Source organism: Rhodococcus sp. SJ-3, from assembly GCF_051918125.1.
In the GTDB taxonomy this organism is placed as follows: domain Bacteria; phylum Actinomycetota; class Actinomycetes; order Mycobacteriales; family Mycobacteriaceae; genus Rhodococcus.
In genome coordinates this window covers 3,591,394-3,613,134 of record NZ_CM123306.1, presented here as the reverse complement: position 1 = coordinate 3,613,134, position 21,741 = coordinate 3,591,394, and the positions used below count along the sequence as shown (strand labels likewise).

19 protein-coding genes are annotated in these 21,741 nt (G+C 65.7%); 1 reads left to right on the top strand and 18 read right to left on the bottom strand.

Annotated elements, in window-relative coordinates:
- Nucleotides 1-79 precede the first annotated feature (79 nt).
- The 12 genes from ACTDXD_RS16795 to ACTDXD_RS16740 all read right to left on the bottom strand — a co-directional run bounded on the left by ACTDXD_RS16795 (nucleotide 80) and on the right by ACTDXD_RS16740 (nucleotide 13,222).
- Nucleotides 80-1,714, bottom strand: coding sequence for a solute symporter family protein (locus tag ACTDXD_RS16795; protein WP_440123445.1), 1,635 nt, complete (start codon nucleotides 1,712-1,714; stop codon nucleotides 80-82).
- Entirely contained in the window at nucleotides 1,711-2,073 is a 363-nt protein-coding gene (locus tag ACTDXD_RS16790; protein WP_440123444.1) for a DUF485 domain-containing protein, read from the bottom strand. The genes ACTDXD_RS16795 and ACTDXD_RS16790 overlap by 4 nt, the downstream gene beginning before the upstream one ends.
- Nucleotides 2,074-2,198: 125 nt before the next feature.
- On the bottom strand, nucleotides 2,199-3,971 hold the full coding sequence (locus ACTDXD_RS16785) for a sodium/solute symporter (RefSeq protein ID WP_440123443.1): 1,773 nt from the start codon (nucleotides 3,969-3,971) through the stop codon (nucleotides 2,199-2,201).
- An 11-nt stretch (nucleotides 3,972-3,982) separates the two neighbouring features.
- Nucleotides 3,983-4,288 (bottom strand): hypothetical protein, encoded by a 306-nt coding sequence (locus ACTDXD_RS16780; RefSeq protein ID WP_247273046.1) that lies wholly within the window; start codon nucleotides 4,286-4,288, stop codon nucleotides 3,983-3,985.
- A 74-nt stretch (nucleotides 4,289-4,362) separates the two neighbouring features.
- Complete coding sequence (locus ACTDXD_RS16775) at nucleotides 4,363-5,145, bottom strand: LytR/AlgR family response regulator transcription factor (protein WP_440123442.1); 783 nt, start codon at nucleotides 5,143-5,145, stop codon at nucleotides 4,363-4,365.
- A gap of 31 nt (nucleotides 5,146-5,176) precedes the next feature.
- On the bottom strand, nucleotides 5,177-6,400 hold the full coding sequence (locus ACTDXD_RS16770; protein ID WP_440123441.1) for a sensor histidine kinase: 1,224 nt from the start codon (nucleotides 6,398-6,400) through the stop codon (nucleotides 5,177-5,179).
- A gap of 48 nt (nucleotides 6,401-6,448) precedes the next feature.
- The gene (locus ACTDXD_RS16765; protein WP_440123440.1) at nucleotides 6,449-8,086 is read right to left on the bottom strand and encodes a Na+/H+ antiporter; all 1,638 of its coding nucleotides are present in this window, start codon (nucleotides 8,084-8,086) and stop codon (nucleotides 6,449-6,451) included.
- 96 nt (nucleotides 8,087-8,182) lie between these two features.
- Nucleotides 8,183-8,362 (bottom strand): antitoxin, encoded by a 180-nt coding sequence (locus tag ACTDXD_RS16760; RefSeq protein WP_206039891.1) that lies wholly within the window; start codon nucleotides 8,360-8,362, stop codon nucleotides 8,183-8,185.
- An 88-nt stretch (nucleotides 8,363-8,450) separates the two neighbouring features.
- Entirely contained in the window at nucleotides 8,451-8,735 is a 285-nt protein-coding gene (locus tag ACTDXD_RS16755) for an antitoxin (RefSeq protein ID WP_440123439.1), read from the bottom strand.
- A 96-nt stretch (nucleotides 8,736-8,831) separates the two neighbouring features.
- Complete coding sequence (locus tag ACTDXD_RS16750) at nucleotides 8,832-11,285, bottom strand: HAD-IC family P-type ATPase (RefSeq protein WP_440127672.1); 2,454 nt, start codon at nucleotides 11,283-11,285, stop codon at nucleotides 8,832-8,834.
- Between the two features lie 90 nt (nucleotides 11,286-11,375).
- Entirely contained in the window at nucleotides 11,376-12,494 is a 1,119-nt protein-coding gene (locus ACTDXD_RS16745) for an MBL fold metallo-hydrolase (protein WP_440123438.1), read from the bottom strand.
- Nucleotides 12,491-13,222 carry an enoyl-CoA hydratase gene (locus tag ACTDXD_RS16740; RefSeq protein ID WP_440123437.1) on the bottom strand — a complete coding sequence of 244 codons (732 nt, stop codon included), beginning with the start codon at nucleotides 13,220-13,222 and terminating at the stop codon, nucleotides 12,491-12,493. The genes ACTDXD_RS16745 and ACTDXD_RS16740 overlap by 4 nt, the downstream gene beginning before the upstream one ends.
- A gap of 152 nt (nucleotides 13,223-13,374) precedes the next feature.
- Between ACTDXD_RS16740 and ACTDXD_RS16735 the strand changes: the two genes are divergently transcribed.
- The gene (locus tag ACTDXD_RS16735; RefSeq protein WP_440123436.1) at nucleotides 13,375-14,361 is read left to right on the top strand and encodes an Acg family FMN-binding oxidoreductase; all 987 of its coding nucleotides are present in this window, start codon (nucleotides 13,375-13,377) and stop codon (nucleotides 14,359-14,361) included.
- A gap of 28 nt (nucleotides 14,362-14,389) precedes the next feature.
- Here ACTDXD_RS16735 and ACTDXD_RS16730 read toward each other — a convergent pair whose 3' ends face one another.
- The 6 genes from ACTDXD_RS16730 to ACTDXD_RS16705 all read right to left on the bottom strand — a co-directional run bounded on the left by ACTDXD_RS16730 (nucleotide 14,390) and on the right by ACTDXD_RS16705 (nucleotide 21,716).
- The gene (locus ACTDXD_RS16730; protein WP_440123435.1) at nucleotides 14,390-16,345 is read right to left on the bottom strand and encodes an ABC transporter ATP-binding protein; all 1,956 of its coding nucleotides are present in this window, start codon (nucleotides 16,343-16,345) and stop codon (nucleotides 14,390-14,392) included.
- A complete protein-coding gene (locus ACTDXD_RS16725) occupies nucleotides 16,342-18,075 on the bottom strand; it encodes an ABC transporter ATP-binding protein (RefSeq protein WP_440123434.1) in 1,734 nt (577 codons plus the stop codon). Before ACTDXD_RS16725 ends, ACTDXD_RS16730 begins: the two co-directional genes overlap by 4 nt.
- Before the next feature lie 86 nt (nucleotides 18,076-18,161).
- A complete protein-coding gene (locus ACTDXD_RS16720; protein ID WP_440123433.1) occupies nucleotides 18,162-19,142 on the bottom strand; it encodes a glycine betaine ABC transporter substrate-binding protein in 981 nt (326 codons plus the stop codon).
- The gene (locus ACTDXD_RS16715) at nucleotides 19,139-19,876 is read right to left on the bottom strand and encodes an ABC transporter permease (protein WP_440123432.1); all 738 of its coding nucleotides are present in this window, start codon (nucleotides 19,874-19,876) and stop codon (nucleotides 19,139-19,141) included. The genes ACTDXD_RS16720 and ACTDXD_RS16715 overlap by 4 nt, the downstream gene beginning before the upstream one ends.
- Complete coding sequence (locus tag ACTDXD_RS16710) at nucleotides 19,873-21,075, bottom strand: ABC transporter ATP-binding protein (RefSeq protein WP_440123431.1); 1,203 nt, start codon at nucleotides 21,073-21,075, stop codon at nucleotides 19,873-19,875. Before ACTDXD_RS16710 ends, ACTDXD_RS16715 begins: the two co-directional genes overlap by 4 nt.
- Nucleotides 21,075-21,716, bottom strand: a complete 642-nt coding sequence (locus ACTDXD_RS16705; RefSeq protein ID WP_440123430.1) for an ABC transporter permease — start codon at nucleotides 21,714-21,716, stop codon at nucleotides 21,075-21,077. The genes ACTDXD_RS16710 and ACTDXD_RS16705 overlap by 1 nt, the downstream gene beginning before the upstream one ends.
- Nucleotides 21,717-21,741 lie beyond the last annotated feature (25 nt).

The window sequence follows — 21,741 nt, the reverse complement described above, 5'->3', positions numbered from 1 at the left end:
ACCGGGAATGGCCGAATGTCACCCTCGGTCAGTTGAACTGACCGAGGGTGACATTCGGCTCACGGACGCAGGTGCTAAGTCAGTGCGACACGGCCTTCTCGACGCCGACACCGGTGAGCGAGCGGACCTCCATCTCTGCCTGCTTGAACGGATCCTCCGGCTTGTTGCGGCCGAGGTAGGTGCCGACGACACCGAGAGCGAACGCGAGCGGGATGGACACGATGCCCGGGTTGGACAGCGGGAAGAACGAGAAGTCGACATCCGGGAACATCGCCGAGGGGCTGCCCGAGACCGCCGGGGAGAACACGATCAGCAGCAGGCAGCTGATGAGGCCGCCGTAGATGCTGAACAGCGCACCGGTGGTGTTGAACTTCTTCCAGAACAGCGAGTACAGCAGCGTCGGCAGGTTCGCCGAGGCGGCGACAGCGAAGGCGAGTGCCACGAGGAAGGCGATGTTCTGCCCCATGGCGAGGATGCCCAGCACGATCGAGACCAGGCCGATCACGACGACGGTGATGCGCGAGACCCGCACCTGCTCGTCCTCGGTGGCCTTGCCGTGCTTGAGCACGCTCGCGTAGATGTCGTGTGCGAACGATGCGGATGCCGTGATCGCCAGGCCTGCGACGACCGCGAGGATCGTGGCGAATGCGACCGCGGAGATCACCGCGAGGAAGATCGTGCCGCCCAGTTCGTACGCGAGCAGCGGAGCCGCAGCGTTCTCCTTGCCCGGAGCGTTCAGGATGACGTCGGGGCCGACCATCTTCGCGGCTCCGTAGCCGAGTACCAGCGTGAACAGGTAGAAGGCTCCGATCAGCGCGATCGCCCACGTGACCGAACGGCGCGCTTCCTTGGCGGTCGGGACGGTGTAGAAGCGCATCAGCACGTGCGGCAGACCCGCAGTACCGAGCACCAGCGCAATGCCGAGGGAGATGAAGTCGATCCGGGTCATGCCGCTGATGCCGTACTTCGCACCCGGCGCGAGGATGTCGCGGCCGGCGACCGCTTCGTCCGCAGAGTTCGATGCCATGGCCTGAGCGTCGGCGAGCAGCTGCGAGAAGTTGCCGCGCACCGCGAGCAACACGAGCACGAACATGACGCCCGCACCCGCGACCAGCAGCACCGCCTTGACCATCTGGACGTACGTGGTGCCCTTCATGCCGCCGACGAGCACGTACACGATCATGAGCACACCGACGACAGCGACGACGATCGCCTGGCCGGCCTTGTCCTGGATGTCGAGGAGCAGGGCGACGAGTCCACCGGCACCGGCCATCTGGGCGAGCAGGTAGAACAGTGACACCGCGAGCGTCGACAGTGCCGCAGCCATCCGCACCGGCCGCTGCTTGAGCCGGAAACTCAGAACGTCGGCCATCGTGAATCGCCCGGTGTTGCGGAGCAATTCGGCGACGAGCAGCAGCGCGACGAGCCACGCGACGAGGAAGCCGATGGAGTACAGGAAGCCGTCGTACCCGTAGACGGCGATGGCCCCTGCGATACCGAGGAACGACGCGGCCGACAGATAGTCGCCTGCGATGGCGAAACCGTTCTGGGGACCGGAGAACTGACCACCACCGGTGTAGAAGTCCGAGGCCTTCTTCGTGGTGCGGCTGGCCTTGATGACCAGGCCCATCGTGACGACGACGAACGCCACGAAGATGACGATGTTGAGCAGCGGGTTACCGACATCGGTGTGGCCCTGCGCAAGTACGTTCACTGCTGCGGTCCTTCCAGCTCTTCACGGATCGCTGCCGAGCGCGGATCGAGTTCACGTCCGGCGAACTTCACGTACACGGCGGTGATGACGAACGTGGTGACGAACTGCCCGAGTCCGAGGATCAGGCCCAGATTGATGTTGCCGATCACCTTCGTCGCCATGAAATCCGCCGCGTAGGTGGCGAGCAGAACGTACAGGGCGTACCAGGCCAGGAAGAACACCGTCACCGGGAAGACGAACCGGCGCAACCGGGTACGCAACTCCTGAAATTCCGGACTCGCCTGCATGTCGACGAAGTCCTGCGGCGTTGGTACCCGCCGCTCCGGTACGTCGCTCTCGCTCAGTGGTGCTGTGGTCACTGCCGACTCCTTGGTCGTCCGTGTGAGGTGTAGTGCACACAAACGGTAATGAGACGACCATCACACATGAAGGGGTGTGGGCCCATCGCACGCCGAACTGTCGTCGCGTGCGCCGAACGGTCGTCTCATTGCGACGAACGGCGCTCTCCGAACGCACCGAGTTCTCGGTCGCGGCCCATCCCGAGCCGTTCCGGAACGTGCATTCGGGAGAACGTGCGACCGACGTCGGCAGGCACCTTCTTCTTCGTCGCGAGGCTCACCCCGATCATGACCAGGAACGCCAGCGGCACGCTCACCGCGCCCGGGTAAGCGGACAGCACTGCCGGCCAGCCCCCGGCGACCGCCGGGTCGAATCGCACGAGAACCGTGAGCAGAGCCGCCCCGCCTGCCACGACACCCCCGACGACCATGCCCACAGCGGCACCGATCGCGGTCAGCCCACGCCACCAGATTCCCAATATCAGCAGCGGACACAGTGTCGACGCCGCGATGGCGAACACCTGCCCCACCGACCTGGACAGATCCAGCGACACCACCGACACCGCAAGGAGCAGGGGAACGATCCCGGCCAGGACCGCTGCTATCCGGAAGTCCCGAACCCGTCCACGCAGCACGTCGGTCGACAGCACTCCCGCGACACTCACGAGCAGACCGGACGACGTCGACAGGAATGCCGCAATCGCCCCCGACGCGACGAGCGCGGCGAGCAGTTGACCCACCCAACCCGAGAGCACTGAGTTGGGCAGGAGCAACACAGCGGCATCCGAGCGGCCGGTGATGAGCAGTTGGGGCACGTACAGACGCGCGAACACTCCGAGAATCGTCGGGAACAGATAGAACAATCCGAGCAGGCCGATCACAGCGAACGACGTCATGCGCGCGGCCCGGCCATCCGTGTTGGTATAGAACCGCACGAGGACGTGGGGCAGTCCCATCGTTCCGAGGAACGTGGCGATCATGAGCGAATACACCTGGAACAGGTGGTGTTCACCGCCTGCACCGATGCCCGCGCCCGGCGACGCCCACGCGTCGTTGTCGGAGGGCGCCCCCGCTACCACCGGCACCGGCGAACCCGCCTCGAGCACCAATTCGGTGCCCGCGCCGAGTTCATGTTCGCCGGGGGCCAGAACGATGCGCCCTGCGACGGGCCGCGAATCCACCTCGCCGGTGGCCGTCACCGAAATCGGCTCGGCGACCTGCACGACGACATCGACAGTGATGTCGACAGTGGTGGTCTCCGTGACAGTGGGAGGTACCGGCTCGTCGACGCCGCGGTTGTCACCTACGAAGTAGATCGTCAGGACCAGCGCGGGAAGCGCCACCGCGGTGAGTTTGAGCCAGTACTGGAAGGCCTGCACGAACGTGATCGACCGCATGCCGCCGCCCACCACATTGGCGATCACGATGACACCGACGACTGCCGCCCCCACCCAGCTGGGAAGACCGAGCAGGATGTTCAGTGTCAGACCCGCACCCTGGAACTGCGGTACCAGGTAAAGCACGCAGATGATCGCCACGATGATCATCGACAGCGACCGCACCCAGGGTTCGCCGAGCCGGAACTCGGCGAAATCCGGCACGGTGTACGCACCCGATCGGCGGAGCGGCGCCGCGACGAACAACAGCAGACCGAGGTATCCGGCGGTGAACCCCACCGGGTACCACAGGGCATCGGTACCGTATTTGGCGACGAGACCTGCGACCCCGAGGAACGATGCGGCAGAAAGGTATTCACCCGAGATCGCGGCGGCGTTCCAACGGGGTCCGACACTGCGGGACGCGACGAGGAAATCCGAGGTGGTACGGGAGATCCGCACGCCGTAGACCCCGATCGCGACCGTCGCGATCGCGGCGGCGACGATGCCGACCACTGTGAGGACAGGAACCGAGGTGTTCATGGATACGGAGGTCAGTCGTCGGTCAGGTCGGTGAAATCCTGCTCATTGCGTTCGGCCAGAAACACATACAGCCACGCGCAGACCAGGAGCAGGAGATACGACACGAAACCCAGCAGGATCCACGGCACCCGCACCTTCCACAGAGTGAGATCGGCCAGCGCGGGAAACAGAGCGAGTACCACCGGAATCGCGCCGAGCAGACATACCGGGACCACCGCGATCCGCAGCGCGAGCCCGAGTTGCGCACGCACCAGACCCCGAACCATCGCGTCGCCCACCTCGGTCTGCTGCTGCACCTCAACCCGCGTACGCACCATGCGCGCGCCGCGCCTCTTCGCGAGCACGACGCGTTCGCGGTGCGGCCCGGCCGGGGGACGCGCGGACGGGCCCGTCACCGCGCCGTCCAGGACTGCATCGGCCCTCGGATCAACCGGTCTTTGAGTTCACGAGTGTGACGGCGGCTGACAGGCAACTCGACCGGAGCAGCATTACCGACCGGTTTCATGCATACGACCAGCCCCGTCCCGGCACTGCGGATGCCGGTCACCAGCGGCAACGACACCAGGTACGAGCGGTGGACACGGAGGAAGCCCGCATCCGCCCAGCGGCTCTCCAACGACGAGATCGGGATGCGCACGAGATGTGACCCGGTGTCGGTGTGCAGGCGCGCATAGTCACCGTCCGCCTCCACCCATCGCACCGACGACCGCGACACCAGGGTGGTCACGCCACCGAGTTCGACGGGGATCACCTCGTCGCGCGACTCCGCCTCGGAACCGTCCGGTAGTGCCGGTCGCCACCGCTCGACGATACGACGTACGGCCTCGACGAGACGCTCCTCCCGCAACGGCTTGAGAACGTAGTCCACAGCGCCCAGGTCGAACGCCGATACGGCTCGGTCGTCGTGCGCGGTCACGAACACCACCGACGGTGGAGTCGCGAAGTTCCGTAGGATTCCTGCGAGTTCCAGCCCGTCCAGTCCCGGCATGTTGATGTCGAGGAACACCGCGTCGATGCCACCGTCGCGCAGCAGCCGCAGCGCGGTGGTCGCATCACCCGCGGTGTGGACCCGCCCGATCTCGGGACGGGCGCGCAGGAGGAAGGCCAGCTCGTCGAGCGCGGGCGGTTCGTCGTCGACGGCGAGCACGGTCATGGTGTCGGGAGTCTCGTTCACAGCAGACTCATCGTGCCACGGACGAATCCGATCACGGCCTGATACCCGCCCGGAATTTCGGCACCCGCATGCTCACCTTGGTGCCTGCGCCCGGTGCAGTGTCGACGATCAGGCCGTAGTCGTTGCCGAACGCAGCACGCAACCGGTCGTCGACGTTGGAGAGACCGACGTGCGCCGATTCCTTGACACCGCTTCCCTCGCTGCCATCGGCGGTCGAATCGAGCATCCCCGAGCGCAGCAGTTCCGGCTCCATGCCTACTCCGTCGTCCTCCACACTGATGATGCAGTCGGTCCCCTCATCGGCCGCCACGATCGTGATGGTGCCTGCCCGTGTCGGCTTGCCCGCAATGCCGTGCCGCACCGCGTTCTCCACCAGCGGCTGCAAGGCCAGGAACGGCAGAGCGACGTTGAGCACCTCGGGAGCGACCTGCAGTCTGACCTCCAGTGCGTTGCCGAAGCGGGCCCGTTCCAGCGTCAGATAGCGGTCGATGTTGCGCAGCTCGTCGGCGAGCAACGTGTACTCGCCGGTCGCGCGGAAGGAGTACCGCGTGAAATCCGCGAAATCGAGCAGTAGCTCGCGAGCACGATCGGGATCGGTACGAACGAACGAGGCGACCGTGTTCAGAGCGTTGTAGATGAAATGGGGACTGATCTGCGCCCGCAACGCACGCACCTCGGCGCGATCGAGACGGGCACGGGACGCGTCGAGTTCGGCGAGTTCGAGCTGACTGCACGCGTACCGGGCCACCTCGGTGAGGGCACCGAGCAGCGCAGGCCCCGGATCAGCGGTGGTGACGACACCGAGCACACCCGCGACACCGACATCGTCGACGACCAGCGGCTGGGCGACCACGGCACGTGCGGCGAAATCGTGCGGCCCCCGCTCGAGGGCAGCGTGCCCGACGAGCACACGCCGCTCGCCATCGATCGCGCGGGTCGCGGCGATCCGCACCTGCCCGGACAGCGATTGGAACGGCCCGTCCCATGCGAGCAGCCCGCCCTCGGTATCGAACAGGGCCACGGCCTGCGCCTCCGCGAGCAGCCGCCGCAGATGCGGCGCCGCTTCCTGAGCCGACGTCGCGTCCAGGCCGCTGCGCAAGGGGCGCGCAGCGAGCGACGCGGTGTGCAATGTCGCGTGTACCGCACGCTCGGCGGGTGTCGTGACGACTCTGCGGGTACGTGCCCATACCGCGGCAATCCCCAAGCCGACGACAAACACCGAGACAGCGACGACGAGGAGGACGGTTACGGTCACGAACTCACGCTACGACGTCTGCTCGTCGATCGATCACGACCGCGCCGGTCAATCCTTCCGATCACGCCGGTCGATCCGCTCCTCCGCCGCTGCCTCCTCGATGTCGAGACTTTCGAGTTCCGCACGCAGCGTCTCGTCGTCGAGGGAGCCGTCGTCACGCGCGGCGATCAGCGCGGTGCGTTGCGCGCGCAGCACGGCGCGGCGGAACCGGTCGAACAACGCTCCCGCGTCCTGGCTGCGTTCGATGTCGATCTCGGACTCGGCGCGCTCGGCATCGACGCGAGAGCGAATCGATCGTTCGACGCGCTCGAGGATCCGCCGCACCTTCGCCGCGTCCGCTCCATCGGGCAGTTCTGCTGCGAGGGCATGCAACCTGTCTCTCGCCGCATCGGAACTGATGGATCGTGCAAGTGCCCGCTGTTCATCGGCGCGCAACTGCTCGTACGGGTCGGTGACATCGAGGCGCCGGATCAAGACCGGCATCGTCGAACCCTGGATCAACAGTGTGCCGACAGCGACGACGATCGCGGTGAGATGGATGATCTCACGGCCCGGGAAGGGCTCACCGGAGGCCAGCACGAATGGGATACCGCCTGCGGCGGCGAGGGTCACCACGCCGCGCATCCCCGCCCAGGACACCACGATGTGTTCCCGGAAACTCAGGGCGTCGCGGCCGAGCCTGCCCAACCCGACCGTCCGGGCGGCTCGTCTCCGACCCCAGTTCAGCAGTCCCCAAATCGGGCGGACGAGCATGACCACAACCAATACCGCGAACGCGTAGAGCAGGATCGTGACGACGTCGTATCCGTTGTCGGTCACTTCGTCGAGGACGAACTTCAGCTGCAATCCCATGTAGGCGAACACGAACATCTCGAGCAGGATGTCGAGACTTTCCCAGACGAATCGTTCCTGCAGTCTCGTCGTGACCGACAGGTCGGTCGAGCGGTGCCCCATGTACAGACCCGCTGCGACGACCGCCAGTACTCCGGATGCGTGGATCTCCTCGGCAACGAGATACGCGGTGAACGGAATGACCAGACCCAAGGCGGTTTCCAAAGAGGGGTGGTCCATTCGGGAGCGCACCCAGTGCACGGCCACAGCGAGGACGAGCCCGACCACGACACCACCGACGACCTCGTAGCCGAAGAACACCACAGGAGAATCGACGAGAACCTGGGTCCCCACCACCGCGGAGACTGCGACCGTGAACAGGGTCAGCGCTGTGGCGTCGTTGACCAGGCCTTCCCCGGTGAGGATGGCGATGACTCGCTTCGGGAGACCGAGCTTCCGGCCGACCGCGACTGCGCTGACAGCGTCGGTGGGCGCGACCACGGCACCGAGAACCAGTGCGGCACCGAACGTCAGCTCCGGGACGAGCCATTCCGCAAAGAACGCTACGGCGAATGCCGTGACGAGGACCGTCCCGATACCGAGCCGGAGGATATGCGACAGATTCCGCTTGAAGGTGGGGACGGAGAATCGCACCGAAGCCGAATACAGCAGCGGCGGGAGGACGACACCGAGGAGCACGTGGGGATCGAGCTCCATCCGCGGCAGGCCGGGAATGAACGACGCGAGCGCCCCGATCACGACGAGCACCAGCGGCGCCTGCAGATTCCCGCGATTCGCCAATCCGGTCACGGCGATCGCCGCGACCACGATGAGCAGGATCCAGGTTCCGTTCACGGGTCGATTGTGCGCCGATGGCTGCGCCGCCACGTGACATGAACGCGCGGCGTGCTCGCGCGCGTCGGCAGGTGCGGCGCGCGCGAGCAGCACGGCTCAGGCGGTGCCGAGCCCCTTCTTCGCCGCATCCTGGGCGGTGTCGACCTTGTCGGCGAACTTGCCACCGGTCTTCTCGTCGGCCAGGTCACCGACCTTGTCGATGGCCTCGTTCACCTTGTCGGGGTGCTCGGCAGCCAGATCCTTGCCCTTGTCGACGAGGCCCTTGACCTGATCCATGAATCCCACAGCGTGTCCCTTTCGTTCGGTATCGAGCGAAGGAATCCTCGCACAACCGACGGGCCTCTCGTCTGTGGACGGACCGGCGTTATGGGGTGCGCGGCCCCGGCTGGGGGTCCGGTCCGGGATCGGACTGAGGGCCCGGCTCGCCTCCGGGGCCTGGTTGCGCGCCGGGCGCAGGGTTACCGGTCGCGCCGAGATGCTTCTTCGCAGCGTCCTGAGCCTTGTCGACGTGTTGCGCATACTTGCCGCCGGTCTTCCCGTCGACCGCATCGCCCGCCTTGTCGATGTACCCCTGGGCCTTGTCGGGATTCTGCGCCGCGTAATCCTTGCCCTTGCCGAGCAGTCCCTTGACCGAATCCATGAAACCCATGCCGCTCTCCTTCCATGAAGTGGAGTCGTCGACACGAATTCCCACCGGAGAGGTCTTGCGAAACATGCATCGACGAGTCCAGGCAACAGTCGTCGGTCAGTGTACTCCCGGGAGCAGGTCGTCCGGGGCCGCAAACAGGCGCCGATGCTCGCCGTGCAGCCGCCCGGAAATCCACCAGATGACCTCGACGAGCACCACACCGATCGCGCCACAGGTCACCGCGATGGTCGAGTAGGCGACGTTCGACGGGTCCAGCGCGAAGAATTCGCGCGTGAACGGCACCGAGAACAGAATCACGTATCCGAGCAGCGACCCGGCGAGCAGGACGATTTTCCACCACTGGTACGGGCGTGCAACCACGGCGAGAACCCACAGCGCGATCATGATCAGCGTGATCAACGCCGATGTCCCGGCTTGGATCTTCTGCTCCTCGGTCTGGTCGGGGCCGCCGTAGACGAGCACATAGCAGACGAACGTGGCCACACCGATCACGACGCCCGACGGAATCGCAAGGCGCATCACCCGCGACACGAAACCCGACCGCGCACGCTCGTTGTTCGGTGCCAGCGACAACAGGAATGCCGGGATACCGATGGTGAACCAGGCCGCGATCGTCACGTGGCGCGGCAGGAACGGATACGGCAGCGGTTCGAAATCGAAGATCTGCGACAGCGCCCCCGATACACCGATGAGGAAAGCGAGCAACACCGAGTACACGGTCTTGGTGAGGAACAGGTTCGAGACGCGTTCGATGTTGCCGATGACGCGGCGACCCTCCCCCACGACGTACGGCAGGGTCGCGAACTTGTTGTCCAGCAGGACTATCTGGGCGACCGAACGGGTCGCAGGACTGCCCGATCCCATCGCGACACCGATGTCCGCGTCCTTGAGTGCCAGGACGTCGTTGACACCGTCGCCGGTCATCGCGACGGTGTGCCCCCGCGACTGCAGAGCACCGACCATCGCGCGTTTCTGATCGGGCCGGACGCGTCCGAATGTCGTTGCCGTTCCCACGGTCTCGGCAAGAGCATCCGGGTCGTCGGGCAAAGTCCGGGCGTCGACGGGATTCTCGCCACCCGGAAGGCCCAGCGACGACGCAACCGCACCCACCGACACGGCGTTGTCGCCGGAGATCACCTTGACGTCGACCTTCTGGCCGGCGAAGTATTCGAGTGTGTCCTGCGCATCGGGCCTGATCCGTTGCTCGAGCACCACCAGTGCCTGCGGTGTCACCGTGCCGGGGGCTTCAGGGTCGTCGACGGGACGGTCGCTGGAGGCGAGCAGCAGCACCCGCAGCCCCTTCGCTCCGATCTGCTCGGCCTGCCGCGCGAAATCCGACGCGGGATCGAGCAACACGTCCGGAGCGCCCAGCAGCCAGTTGCCGTGGCCCCCGTAGGACTGCCCGCTCCACTTCTTCGCCGACGAGAACGGCGCGACCGCAGTCGATTCCCCCCACCCCGCATCATCCGGAAATGCCTCGGCGATCGCGAGCACACTCGCGTTGGGCCGCGGGTCGTCGGCAGCGAGTGCGGCAAGTGCCGCTCGCGCGGTATCGAGATCGGCGCCGTCCGCACCGACGACATCCGCCAGCCTCATCCCGTTCTCGGTGAGCGTGCCCGTCTTGTCGGCGCAGACGACATCGACGCGGGCGAGACCCTCGATCGCGGGGAGTTCCTGGACCAGGCATTGGCGGCGGCCGAGCCGGATCACACCCACAGCGAATGCGATCGACGTCATGAGCACGAGGCCTTCGGGCACCATCGGTACCAGCGCGGCGACCATACCGCTCAATGCGGGCCGGAGCGCCTCGCCGCTAGAGAACAACTGGTTGTAGATGATGAGCAGGCCCGCGGGAATCATCAGGTAGGTGATGAACTTCAGGATCTTGTTGATTCCCGAGTTGAGCTCGGAGTGCACCAGCGTGAACTTGCTGGCCTCGTCCGCGAGCCGCGCGGCATAGGCATCGCGGCCGACCTTCGTCGCGCGGTACGCACCGCTGCCCGATGCCACGAAACTGCCCGACATCACCGTCGACCCGGGTACCTTGTCGATCGCGTCCGCTTCGCCGGTAAGCAACGATTCGTCGAGTTCGAGCGCCGCTGCGTCGACGACGACGCCGTCGACCACGAGCTGGTCGCCCGGCCCGAGCTCGATGATGTCGTCGAGTACCACTTCGCGCGGTGACAGCTCCGCGGAGATGCCGTCTCGCCGGACAACCGGCTTGGCCTGACCGACGATCGCAAGCCTGTCGAGGGTGCGCTTGGCGCGCACCTCCTGGATGATGCCGATCCCGCTGTTCGCGATGATCAGCAACCCGAACATGCCGTCGATGAGCGATCCCGTGAACAACACGATCAGGAAGAGCACACCGAGTATCGCGTTGATGCGCGTGAACACGTTGGCTCGCACGATGTCGTTGACGGACCGTGACGCCCTGTCGGGAACATCGTTGGTCTCACCCCGCGCGACCCGTTCCGCGACCTGCTCGGTCGTCAACCCGGTCACCCGATGGGGAGCTTCGGTCTCGATCGTGTCCGCCGGCCCGACCATCGCGGTGGGCTCGTCTGCTGCCATAGCGAACAGGTTATTCCAGGCAACCACGACCGGTAGCGTTCGCCGCCGATCACGTTCACCCGAGCGTCATCCCAGTGCCACCCACCACGGCTCGTCCGCCCGCGACCGCGACACATCGACGCGCTGTCCCGGCATCGGCACGGCGGTCACGACACCGTCGGCCTGCGCGGCGGGCAAAAGCCGGGAGATCGGCTCCGACCACGCGTGGAACGCGAGGTTGAACGTTCCCCAGTGCACCGGCACGAGAAGGCTGTCGCGGCGCTCGGTTCCGCCGAGGTCGAGATGGGTGCGCACCGCCTCTTCCGGATTCATGTGGACGTCGGGCCACCGGGAGTCGTATGCCCCTACGGGCAGCAGCGTCAGGTCGAACGGCCCGTACTTCTCACCGAGATCGGCGAAGCGGCGGGTGTAACCGCTGTCGCCGCCGAAGAACACCGAATGGGCCGGGCCCGCCAGCACCCACGACGACCACAACGTGATGTTGCGGTGCAGGCCACGACCTGAGAAGTGGCGGGCCTCGGTGCACGTCACCTTCAGCCCGCCGATCTCGGTGTGCTCATCCCAATCGAGTTCGACGATGCGTTCCTCGGGCACCTGCCACCGCCGCAGGTGCGCTCCCACCCCCAGTGGCACGAGGAATCTGGCCCGAGGCTGCAACGCCGCGAGCGTTTCCACCGTGAAACGATCGAGGTGGTCGTAGTGGTCGTGCGAAATGACGACCGCATCGATCGGCGGCAGCACCGACAGTTCGACCGGCGTGCGATGCAATCGCATCGGACCGACCGTTGCCGAAGGTGACACTCGGTCGCTCCACACCGGGTCGGCGAGCACCCGGTATCCGTCGATCTCCACGAGGACACTCGAATGCCCGAACCACGTCACCGCGAGTGGCGCGGCCTCCACCGGCGCCACGTACGGGGCGAGTGGGACCTCGCTCAGCGGTTTTCCGCGGGATCCGCGGGCGAGCAGGTCTTTGACGAACCCACCGCCGGCGTCCGGACCGAGCATCTGCGCGGGATCGGTGTTGTGGAACCGGCCCTCCCGGTACTGCGGCGATCCGGCCGCGTACGGGCGGATGTCGGATACCGACGCACCGATCGAGGTGGGTAGCCCCTGGGCCGCTCGTGCCAGCCACACCAGTCCCGCGCCCGCTGCAGCGGAGGACGCCATTCGCCCGATGTTCATCGGCCGCGGAAGATCGGGTCGCGACGTTCGGCCCGCGCCTGGCGCGCTTCCTGCGCGTCCTCACTGAGCCACGCCGCGGCGGCTGCCGCCTGCTGTTCGGCGGTGGGATCGCGGCGGGTGCCGTCGTCATTGAGGAACAGCTTGTGGGCGTGCATCGACAGCGGCGCAAGTTTCGCGATTTCCTGCGCCCACGTCTGAGCGGTGGCCAGATCACCGATCTTGTTGGCCAGGCCGTACGCGAGCGCGTCCTCGGCCTCGATCGCCTCACAGGCGAGCATCACCGTGCGGGCCCGGCCACCGCCGACGAGCGACGCGAGCCTGCGGACTGTCCACCGGTCCACTGAGATGCCCAGCTTCGCCGCGGGCACCGCGAACCTCGCGCCGGGTGCCACAACGCGGAGATCCGACGCGAGCGCCAGCTGTGTGCCCGCACCGATTGCCGGACCGTTGACGGCGGCGATCACCGGAATCGGCGCTTCCACGATCGTGCGGAGCAGCTCGGCGAGGCTGTCGGTGAATCCCTCCGCGTACACATCGCCGGACAGATCGGCGCCCGCGCAGAACGAACTGCCGCGTCCGGTGATCACGACGACCCGCGCATCGTCCTCCGCGGCTTTCTCCACGGCCTCGCGGATTTCCACGCACAACTGTGTGGTGAGGGCGTTGCGACGCTCTTCACGCTGCAGTTCCACCGTGACGACGTCGCCGTCGCGATTGATTCCGATCATCTCTACCCCATCCTCTCGGTTTCGAGCCTCCGCATTCTCCCACCCCTCGGCGTCACCCGTTCGAGTCGATGACAATCGTCTCTGGACCCGGCGGCGCGGACAGCGAACAATGGGGGCCAGACCGGACCGGTCATACAAGCGTGGGAGCAATCATGAGCACCCGGATTCCCGATTCCGACGTTGTGCGGATGGCCGTGGATCTCGCGTGCCGCGCGCCGTCGGTGCACAACAGTCAGCCGTGGCACTGGCGATACGAAACAGGATCGCTGCACCTCCACGGCGACTCGACACGGATGCTCGGATCGGTCGACCCCTCGGGCAGGCAACTCGTACTCAGTTGCGGCGCGGCGCTGCATCACCTGCAGGTCGCATTCACCGCCCTGAAATGGTCGACCGACGTTCGGCACCTCCCCGAGGGTGCGCACTCCGACCATCTGGCCACCGTGCGGTTCGGGCACGGTGCCCGTCCCGCCTCACACGACTTCGATCTCGTTGCAGCGATCAGGCGACGCTACTCGGATCGACGACCACTCGGAGCACCCGACAACACCACGACACTCGACGTGGTAGCGAGCGCCGGGCCCGGCGACGCCTCTGTGACGGTCCTGTCCCCGGAGGCACGGGCAACCTTGGCCGACGCGACCGCACGCAGCGCCGCTCTCCGCCGTTACGACACCTCGTATCAGCAGGAACTGCACTGGTGGGCAGGTCACACGACGAAGGCCCTCGGCATTCCGCCGGAGGCACTGGTGACCACCGAGCAGCATCGCCGGGTTGATATCGGACGTAGTTTTCCCGCGGGGAACAGAACTTCCCCCGCCGATGCGGCCGGTCAGGTCGACGCTTCGACGGTCCTGCTCGTCAGTACCCCGACGGACGAGCGGCGCGCGTGGCTGGCCGCGGGACGGATGCTTTCGGCACTGCTCCTCGAAGCAACAGCGCACCGTCTGGCCTCGTGTCCCCTGACCCACGTGACCGAGCTTCCGGGTAGTCGCGAGATCATCGCCGGGCTGGCACCCGATGGCGGTTGCCCCCAGGCGCTGATCCGGATCGGGACGGCCGTACCCGAGGGCAGGCCTGCGCCGACGCCGCGGCTCCCGACCGAAGCAGTGTTGTCCATGGCGCACGGTCGACGCTGAACCGAGTTCACTTCGGACAGAACGGGCATCACGCCTGTTCGACGACCGCCTCGTGGCCCCGGTCCTCCTCCGCCTCGACCGGGCCGGTGAACTGGCTGATATACAACTCGTAGTAGGCGCCGCGGGCCGCGAGCAGTTGCTCGTGGTTGCCCTGCTCGACGATATGACCGTCTTCCATGACCACGATGACGTCGGCATCGCGGATCGTCGAAAGCCTGTGCGCGATGACGAAACTCGTCCGGTCGGTGCGTAGTGTCGCCATCGCCTGCTGGATCAGCAGTTCGGTGCGGGTATCGACGGAGCTGGTTGCCTCGTCGAGGATGAGGACCACCGGCTTCGCGAGGAAGGCCCGTGCGATCGTGATCAGCTGTCGCTCCCCTGCGCTGACACCGCCGCCTTCTTCGTCGAGCATCGTGTCGTACCCGTCGGGCAGGGCCCGCACGAAGTGATCGACGTGGCTCAGCTCAGCGGCTTCGAGAACTTCCTCGCGAGTTGCGGTCGGATCGCCGTAGGCGATGTTCTCGTAGATGGTACCGCCGAAAAGCCACGAATCCTGCAGGACCATCCCGGTGCGTTCGCGCAGATCGTCGCGGGTCATGCTCCGGGAGTCCACTCCATCGACGCGGATCGTTCCCGAGTCGACGTCGTAGAACCGCATGATGAGATTGACGAGAGTGGTCTTGCCCGCGCCGGTCGGTCCGACGATCGCGACCATGTGCCCGGGTTCGGCCACCAGCGACAGGTTCTCGATGAGCGGTTTGTCGGGCACATAGCGGAACGACACGTCGTCGAAGTCGATGCGCCCGCTGTTCCTCGACGGGGTCTGCGGGTCGGCCGGATCTGCACTCTGTTCCTCGGCGTCCAGGATGTCGAAGATCCGTTCTGCCGAGGCCACTCCGCTCTGCAGGAGGTTGACCATCGAGCCGATCTGGGCGAGCGGCTGGGTGAACTGACGCGAGTACTGGATGAACGCCTGCACCGACCCGAGGCTGATCGAACCCGACGCGACCTGGAGTCCACCCACGACCGCCACCGCGACGAAGTTCAGATTGCCCAGGAACATGATGGTCGGCTGGACCAGTCCGGAGATGAACTGGGCGCGCCAACTCGAGTTGTAGAGCTTGTCGTTGCGGGTGTCGAACTCGTCCTCGACCTCCTGCTGCCTGCCGAACGCCAACATCAGTTCGTGTCCGGTGAACGCTTCTTCGACCTGCGCGTTGAGTTTGCCGGTCGACGACCACTGCGCGGAGAAGTGCGGTTTGGATCGCCGGGCGATCAGGACGGTCGCGACGATGGACAGCGGGATGGCCACCAGCGCGATGATCGTGAGCAGAGGTGAGATCGACAGCATCATGATCAGGATCGCGATGACGGTCAGCACCGAGTTCAGCGCCTGTGAGACGGTCTGCTGCAGGCTTTGCGACAGATTGTCCAGGTCGTTGGTGACGCGGCTGAGCAGATCCCCGCGCGGGGTCGTGTCGTAGTAGTGCAGAGGCAGACGATGAACCTTGTCCTCCACATCGGAACGCAATCGCTTGATGGTGCCGACGACGACGATGTTGAGCAGATAGGCACCGATCCACGCGAGCAGCGCCGATCCCAGGTACAGGGCGAGAACCGTCAGCAATACCCGCCCGACGGCAGTGAAGTCGATACCGACTCCGGGGGTGAGGTCCATCGAGCCGACCATGTCGGCGAACGTGTCCTGTCCCTGTGCCCGGAGGTCGGCGACCGCCTGCTCCTTGGTGGTACCGGCGGGGAGCATCCTGCCGATGACACCGTTGAAGATCAGGTCAGTGGCGTGACCCAGGATCCGTGGGGCGATCGCCGTGAGGATCACCGATCCGACGGTCGCAGTCAGGATCACGATCATGAAGCCGCGATACGAGACGAGCAGGTGCAGCAGCCGCTTCATGGACGGCACGAACGATCGGGGCTTCTGCACCGGGGCACCCAGCGGCTGCCTGCCACCCGGGCCCGTCACGACCGCTCCTCGACGGCGAGCTGCGATCGGACGATCTCGGAGTAGGTCTCGCACGAATCGAGCAGCTCGTCGTGCTGCCCCACCCCCACGATCCGTCCGCGATCGAGGACCACGATCTGATCGGCGTCCATGATCGTCGATACGCGCTGCGCGACTATGATCATCGCCGAACTGGTGGTCGCGGGCCGCAGCGCAGATCTCAGGCGCGCGTCGGTCGACAGGTCGAGAGCCGAGAACGCGTCGTCGAACAGGTAGATCGACGGCCGGCGGACGAGTGCGCGCGCGATCGCCAGCCGCTGGCGCTGGCCACCCGACACCGTCGTGCCGCCCTGCGCGATCGGCGTGTCCAGTCCCTGCGGCATCGCGCGGACGAACTCGTCGGCCTGCGCGATGCGCAGTGCCTCCCAGACCTCGTCGTCGGTGGCGTCCGGTTTCCCGTAGCGCACATTGGATGCGACGGTGCCGGAGAACAGATAGGCACGTTGCGGCACCAGCCCGATCTCCGCCCGCAGCACGTCGGGGTCCAGGTGCCGGACATCGGTGCCGCCGACCAGGACCGCGCCGTCGGTGACATCGATCAGGCGCGGCACCAATCCGATCAGGGTCGTCTTGCCCGAACCTGTCGACCCGATGACAGCGGTGGTGGTGCCGGGGTCGACGCGGAAGGTCATTCCCTCCAGAACCGGACTGTCTGCGCCGGGGTAGCGGAACTGCGCGGTGCGGAACTCCACGGTGGCCGGATCCGCGTGGAAGCCGATCGGTTCGGCGGGCCGCACCACCGACGTCTCGGTCGCGAGGACCTCCCCGATCCGTTCCGCGCACACGGTTGCTCGCGGAGCCATCATCGCAAGGAACGACGCCATCATGACCGACATCATGATTTGCATGACGTAGCTGATCATCGCGCTCAGTGCGCCGATCTTCACAGTGCCGTCGGAGATCTCGTGCCCGCCGACCCAGATGATCGCGACGATGGTCACGTTCGTGATCCCCATGACCACGGGAAACATCAACGCCATCATCCGTCCGACTCGCAGGCTCGCGTCGGCGAGTTCGTCGTTGGCGACCTCGAACCTGTCGGCTTCGTACCGTTCCCGGACGAATGCGCGGACCACGCGGATCCCCGTGATCTGCTCGCGCAGGATCCTGTTGACGCTGTCCAGCCGGGCCTGCATCACCCGGAAACCGGGGACCATCACCCGGATGATGAGGGCCATCGTGATACCGAGAATGGGCACCGCCACCACGAGTACCCACGCCATGGGTGCCGCGACGTGAATCCCCATGGCGATCCCGCCGATACACATGATGGGTGCCGTGACCAGGATGAACGAACTCATCACCAGCAGGAGCTGGACCTGCTGTACGTCGTTGGTGGTACGGGTGATCAACGACGGCGCACCGAGCGTGCCGACTTCGCGTGCCGAGAAGGTATTCACCCGGTGCAGCAGATCGTGACGGAGGTCGCGTCCCACGGCAAGCGCGCCGCGGGCACCGAAGTACTGCCCATACATCATGCAGACCAGCTGCACCAACGCCACCGCGAACATCCAGCCGCCGATCCGCAGGATGTATCCGGTGTCGCCTTTGGCGACTCCGTTGTCGATGATGTCGGCATTGAGCGTCGGCAGGTAGAGCATCGCGACAGTTGCCACGAACTGCAGAATCACCACCGCCACGACGTTCACGCGATATCGCGGCAGGTAGGTGACGATCAGGCGGATCAGCATGACGGCATCACCCCACGACCCTAGCGGGGGCGATCATGATTCGACCAGAGAATTTCACCGGTCCGATTACGTTCGCGCCGTTCGTTCTAGGAAACGAGCCCCTCGGAGATCAACCACTCGTACGCGACCTCGGACGGCTCCTGCCCCTCGATGTCGACGCGGGCGTTGAGGTCCTGCAGCACGTCTTCGGTCAGTCGCGCAGACAGCGTGCCCATGAGTTCGGCGATCTCCGGATGCGCTGCCAGAATCTCTCCGCGCACCACCGCGGTCCCGCTGTAGGGAAGGAAGAAGCTGCGGTTGTCCTCGAGGACCACCAGGTCGAGGTTCCGCACCCGGCCGTCGGTGGTGTACACCATGCCGAAATTGCAGGGCTCGGCCGACGCGGTAGACATATAGATCACGCCGGTGTCCATCCTGGTCACATTTCCGGCGGGAACACCGTTCGGATCATTGAACGGGATCCCGTATGCCTCGAGCATCGGAACGAAACCATCCGGCCGACTGAAGAACTCGTCGTCCACGCAGAAGGTGCGCTCGCCGACCGGCAGACTCGCGATGTCTTCGAGACGCCGCACACCGAGTCGCTCCGCGGTCGGAGTGGATGCAGCGAACGCGTAGGTGTTGTTGAAGTTCGCCGGCGGCAGCCATTCGAGATCGTATTCCTCCTTCTCGATCTCACGGACCCGCTCCCACAACTCGTGCGGGTCGACGATCGTCTCGGTCTGCCCGTGGTAGTTCACCCACCCGGTGCCCGTGTACTCCCAGACGATGTCGACGTCGCCGTTGAGCAGTGCCTGACGCGACGACGCCGATCCCGGTGCGCCCGTGAGGTCGGAGACGTCGGCGCCCGCGGCGGCAAGGTAGGTGGCTGTGATCTTGCCGAGGATGACACCCTCGGTGAAACTCTTGGACGAGACGACCAGCGACGCTCCGGCCAACGGTTCGCTTCCGTCCGGGAGGGTGGCTTTCCGGAACGTGCCCGACGAACTGACCAGACCGCACGCGGCAAGAGCCACCGCGCACACCACGACCACGAGCACGCGGGCACCGTGCAGGATCCGCGTCACGAGAGGCCTCGCGGTGTTGCGACGAATTCGACGAGCCTGCCCAGCCAATCGATGATCAGTGCCAGCAGGGCCACGAGGATCGCGCCCGAGATGAGCAACGCTGGAAGGAACAACGTGACTCCGGTGGTGATCAGTGTTCCCAGACTCGCGGCCCCGATGAAGGTGCTCAGCGTCGCGGTTCCGACGAGAATGACCAGAGCGGTCCGAATACCGTTGAGGATGATCGGCACTGCGAGCGGCAACTCGACACGCACGAGAGTGCGTGCACTGGAGAATCCGATACCCCGTGCCGCCTCGATGACTCTCCGATCCACCTGGCGCAGACCGACGATCGTGTTCTGGAGGATCGGAAGGATCGCATACACGACGAGACCGATGACCGCGGTCCGGAATCCGGTGCCGAGCCACATCGTGAACAGGACGAGCAGTCCCACTGCCGGGGCGGCCTGCCCGACGTTCGCAGCATTGACGACGACCGGGTTGAGCCATCGCATCGAGTCGCGGCTCAGCAGGATCCCGAGGGGCACGGCGATCACGATCACGATGATCGCCGCCACCACCGTAAGCACGATGTGGTCGACGATGGTCGCCCTCAGGTTGTCCCACCCGAGGGCCGCCTGTTCGGTTTCGGTGAACGACGAAGTCAGATACCAGTACAGATAACCCGCGCCGACCACAACGATGATCAGTGGCTCGAACCAGACGTCCACCGGTACCCGCCGCGCGGAGATCACGAATCCTCCCGGTGCTGGTCCTCGTCGTGTGAGACGTACGAGGGCTCTTCGTCGTCCGATCTCACCTCGGCGGTGTGGGCACGGATCACCGCCATCACCGTGTCGATGCGCAGCGCACCCCGCATGACGCCGCGGCCGTCGGTGACGAGGACTCCACCCTGACTCGCGGCGAGCATCGAGTCGAGCGCGTCGTTGAGCGTCGACGATTCGCTGACCACCGGAAGTCTCGCGTCGATGTAGTCGGAGATCTGTGGTTTTGTGGCGATCTCGGCGAGGGTGGGCCACGCGCGCGGCCTTCCGCGTCCGTCGACCACGACGATCCAGTCGTGGCCCGCAAGACGGGCGCGGTCCGCCACTTCTCCTGCGTTCTCTCCGACCGACGCGGTGACCACCTGTTCGTAGTCGACGTCGCGCACTCTCGTGAGTGTGAGCTGCGCGAGAGTGGCACCGGATCCGACGAACTCCTCGACGAAAGGGGTGGCGGGGTCTGCGAGGATCTCCGCGGGGGGCGCGTATTGCTCGATACGTCCGCCTTCGGACAGGATGAGCACCTTGTCGCCGAGTTTGGTCGCCTCCTGAAAATCGTGTGTGACCAGGACGATTGTCTTTCCCAGCTCCTGCTGGATGGACAGGAGGCTGTCCTGCAGGCGGGCCCGGGTGAGCGGGTCCACCGCCCCGAACGGCTCATCCATCAACAGCACGGGCGGGTCGGCCGCGAGGGCTCGGGCAACACCGACGCGTTGTTGCTGTCCGCCGGACATGTCCCTGGGGAGACGGTCGGCGTAGGTGCCCGGATCGAGGCCCACGAGTTCGAGAAGATACTCGGTGCGTTCAGCGATCTCGGTGCGATTCCAGCCGAGGACTCGGGGGATCGCGCCGATGTTCTTTGCGACGGACCAGTGTGGAAAAAGCCCGCCCGACTGGATGACATAGCCGATCGACTGCCTGAGCCGGTCGGGATTCTCGTCGGTGACGTCGCGGTCGCCTATGAGAATGCGGCCTTCGGTCGGTTCGATGAGCCGGTTGATCATTTTCAACGTGGTGGTCTTGCCGCATCCGGACGGCCCGACGAAGGCGACGATGTCGCCCGCTTCGATATCGAGGTCGAGGCGCTCGACGGCGGGCTTGTCTTGTCCGCGATAGCGTTTGACCACGCCGTCGAGCCGTATCGAAGTGCCGGTGATGCGCCGGTCTGCCATCAGAGTCCCTTCGAAACGGTCAGGCGTCCGAGCAGTACGAGCAGTGCGTCGAAGACCAGAGCCACGAGGATGACGAGGATGGTCCCGGTCAAAGCCATCTCCACGGCGTTGGTTCCGCCGAGGCGAGCCAGTCCGTTGAAGATCAGCGATCCCAGTCCAGGACCGAGCACGTAGGCGACGATCGCGGCCACTCCGACGACCATCTGGGTCGAAACGCGGATTCCGCTGAGAATGACCGGCCACGCGATCGGCAGTTCGACGAATGCGAGAATCCGCCATCGTGCGAGGCCGATTCCCCGTGCTGATTCGATCACCGCCGGAGACACGGATCGCAGCCCGACGACGGAACTGCCGATCACCGGCATCGCCGCGAAGAATGCGAGCATCACGAACGACGGCGTGACGCCGAGCCCGAACGGAATGATCAGCAGCGCGAGCAGTGCGAGCGACGGGATGGTCAGCGCCACCCGGCTGCCGGTGAGCGTGAGCGAGGACATCACCGGCAGCCGATAGACGGCAACACCGATCGCCAATGCGACGACACTGCCGACCAGGACGGTCTGGAACGCGAGGGAGGCGTGCTGGTAGGTCAGGAACAGCAGAGTCTGCTCACGGCCCTGTATATAGCTCCACAGACTCACGGCATTCCTCTTGTCGTTCGTGTCG

What these genes read in the sequence shown, in the direction of transcription:
- ACTDXD_RS16785 (WP_440123443.1), bottom strand. Translation starts at nt 3,971, where the DNA reads ATGAACACCTCGGTTCCTGTCCTCACAGTGGTCGGCATCGTCGCCGCC.
- ACTDXD_RS16780 (WP_247273046.1), bottom strand. Translation starts at nt 4,288, where the DNA reads ATGGTGCGTACGCGGGTTGAGGTGCAGCAGCAGACCGAGGTGGGCGAC.
- ACTDXD_RS16760 (WP_206039891.1), bottom strand. Translation starts at nt 8,362, where the DNA reads ATGGATCAGGTCAAGGGCCTCGTCGACAAGGGCAAGGATCTGGCTGCC.
- ACTDXD_RS16755 (WP_440123439.1), bottom strand. Translation starts at nt 8,735, where the DNA reads ATGGGTTTCATGGATTCGGTCAAGGGACTGCTCGGCAAGGGCAAGGAT.
- ACTDXD_RS16750 (WP_440127672.1), bottom strand. Translation starts at nt 11,285, where the DNA reads ATGGTCGGGCCGGCGGACACGATCGAGACCGAAGCTCCCCATCGGGTG.
- ACTDXD_RS16745 (WP_440123438.1), bottom strand. Translation starts at nt 12,494, where the DNA reads ATGAACATCGGGCGAATGGCGTCCTCCGCTGCAGCGGGCGCGGGACTG.
- ACTDXD_RS16740 (WP_440123437.1), bottom strand. Translation starts at nt 13,222, where the DNA reads ATGATCGGAATCAATCGCGACGGCGACGTCGTCACGGTGGAACTGCAG.
- ACTDXD_RS16735 (WP_440123436.1), top strand. Translation starts at nt 13,375, where the DNA reads ATGAGCACCCGGATTCCCGATTCCGACGTTGTGCGGATGGCCGTGGAT.
- ACTDXD_RS16725 (WP_440123434.1), bottom strand. Translation starts at nt 18,075, where the DNA reads ATGCTGATCCGCCTGATCGTCACCTACCTGCCGCGATATCGCGTGAAC.
- ACTDXD_RS16710 (WP_440123431.1), bottom strand. Translation starts at nt 21,075, where the DNA reads ATGGCAGACCGGCGCATCACCGGCACTTCGATACGGCTCGACGGCGTG.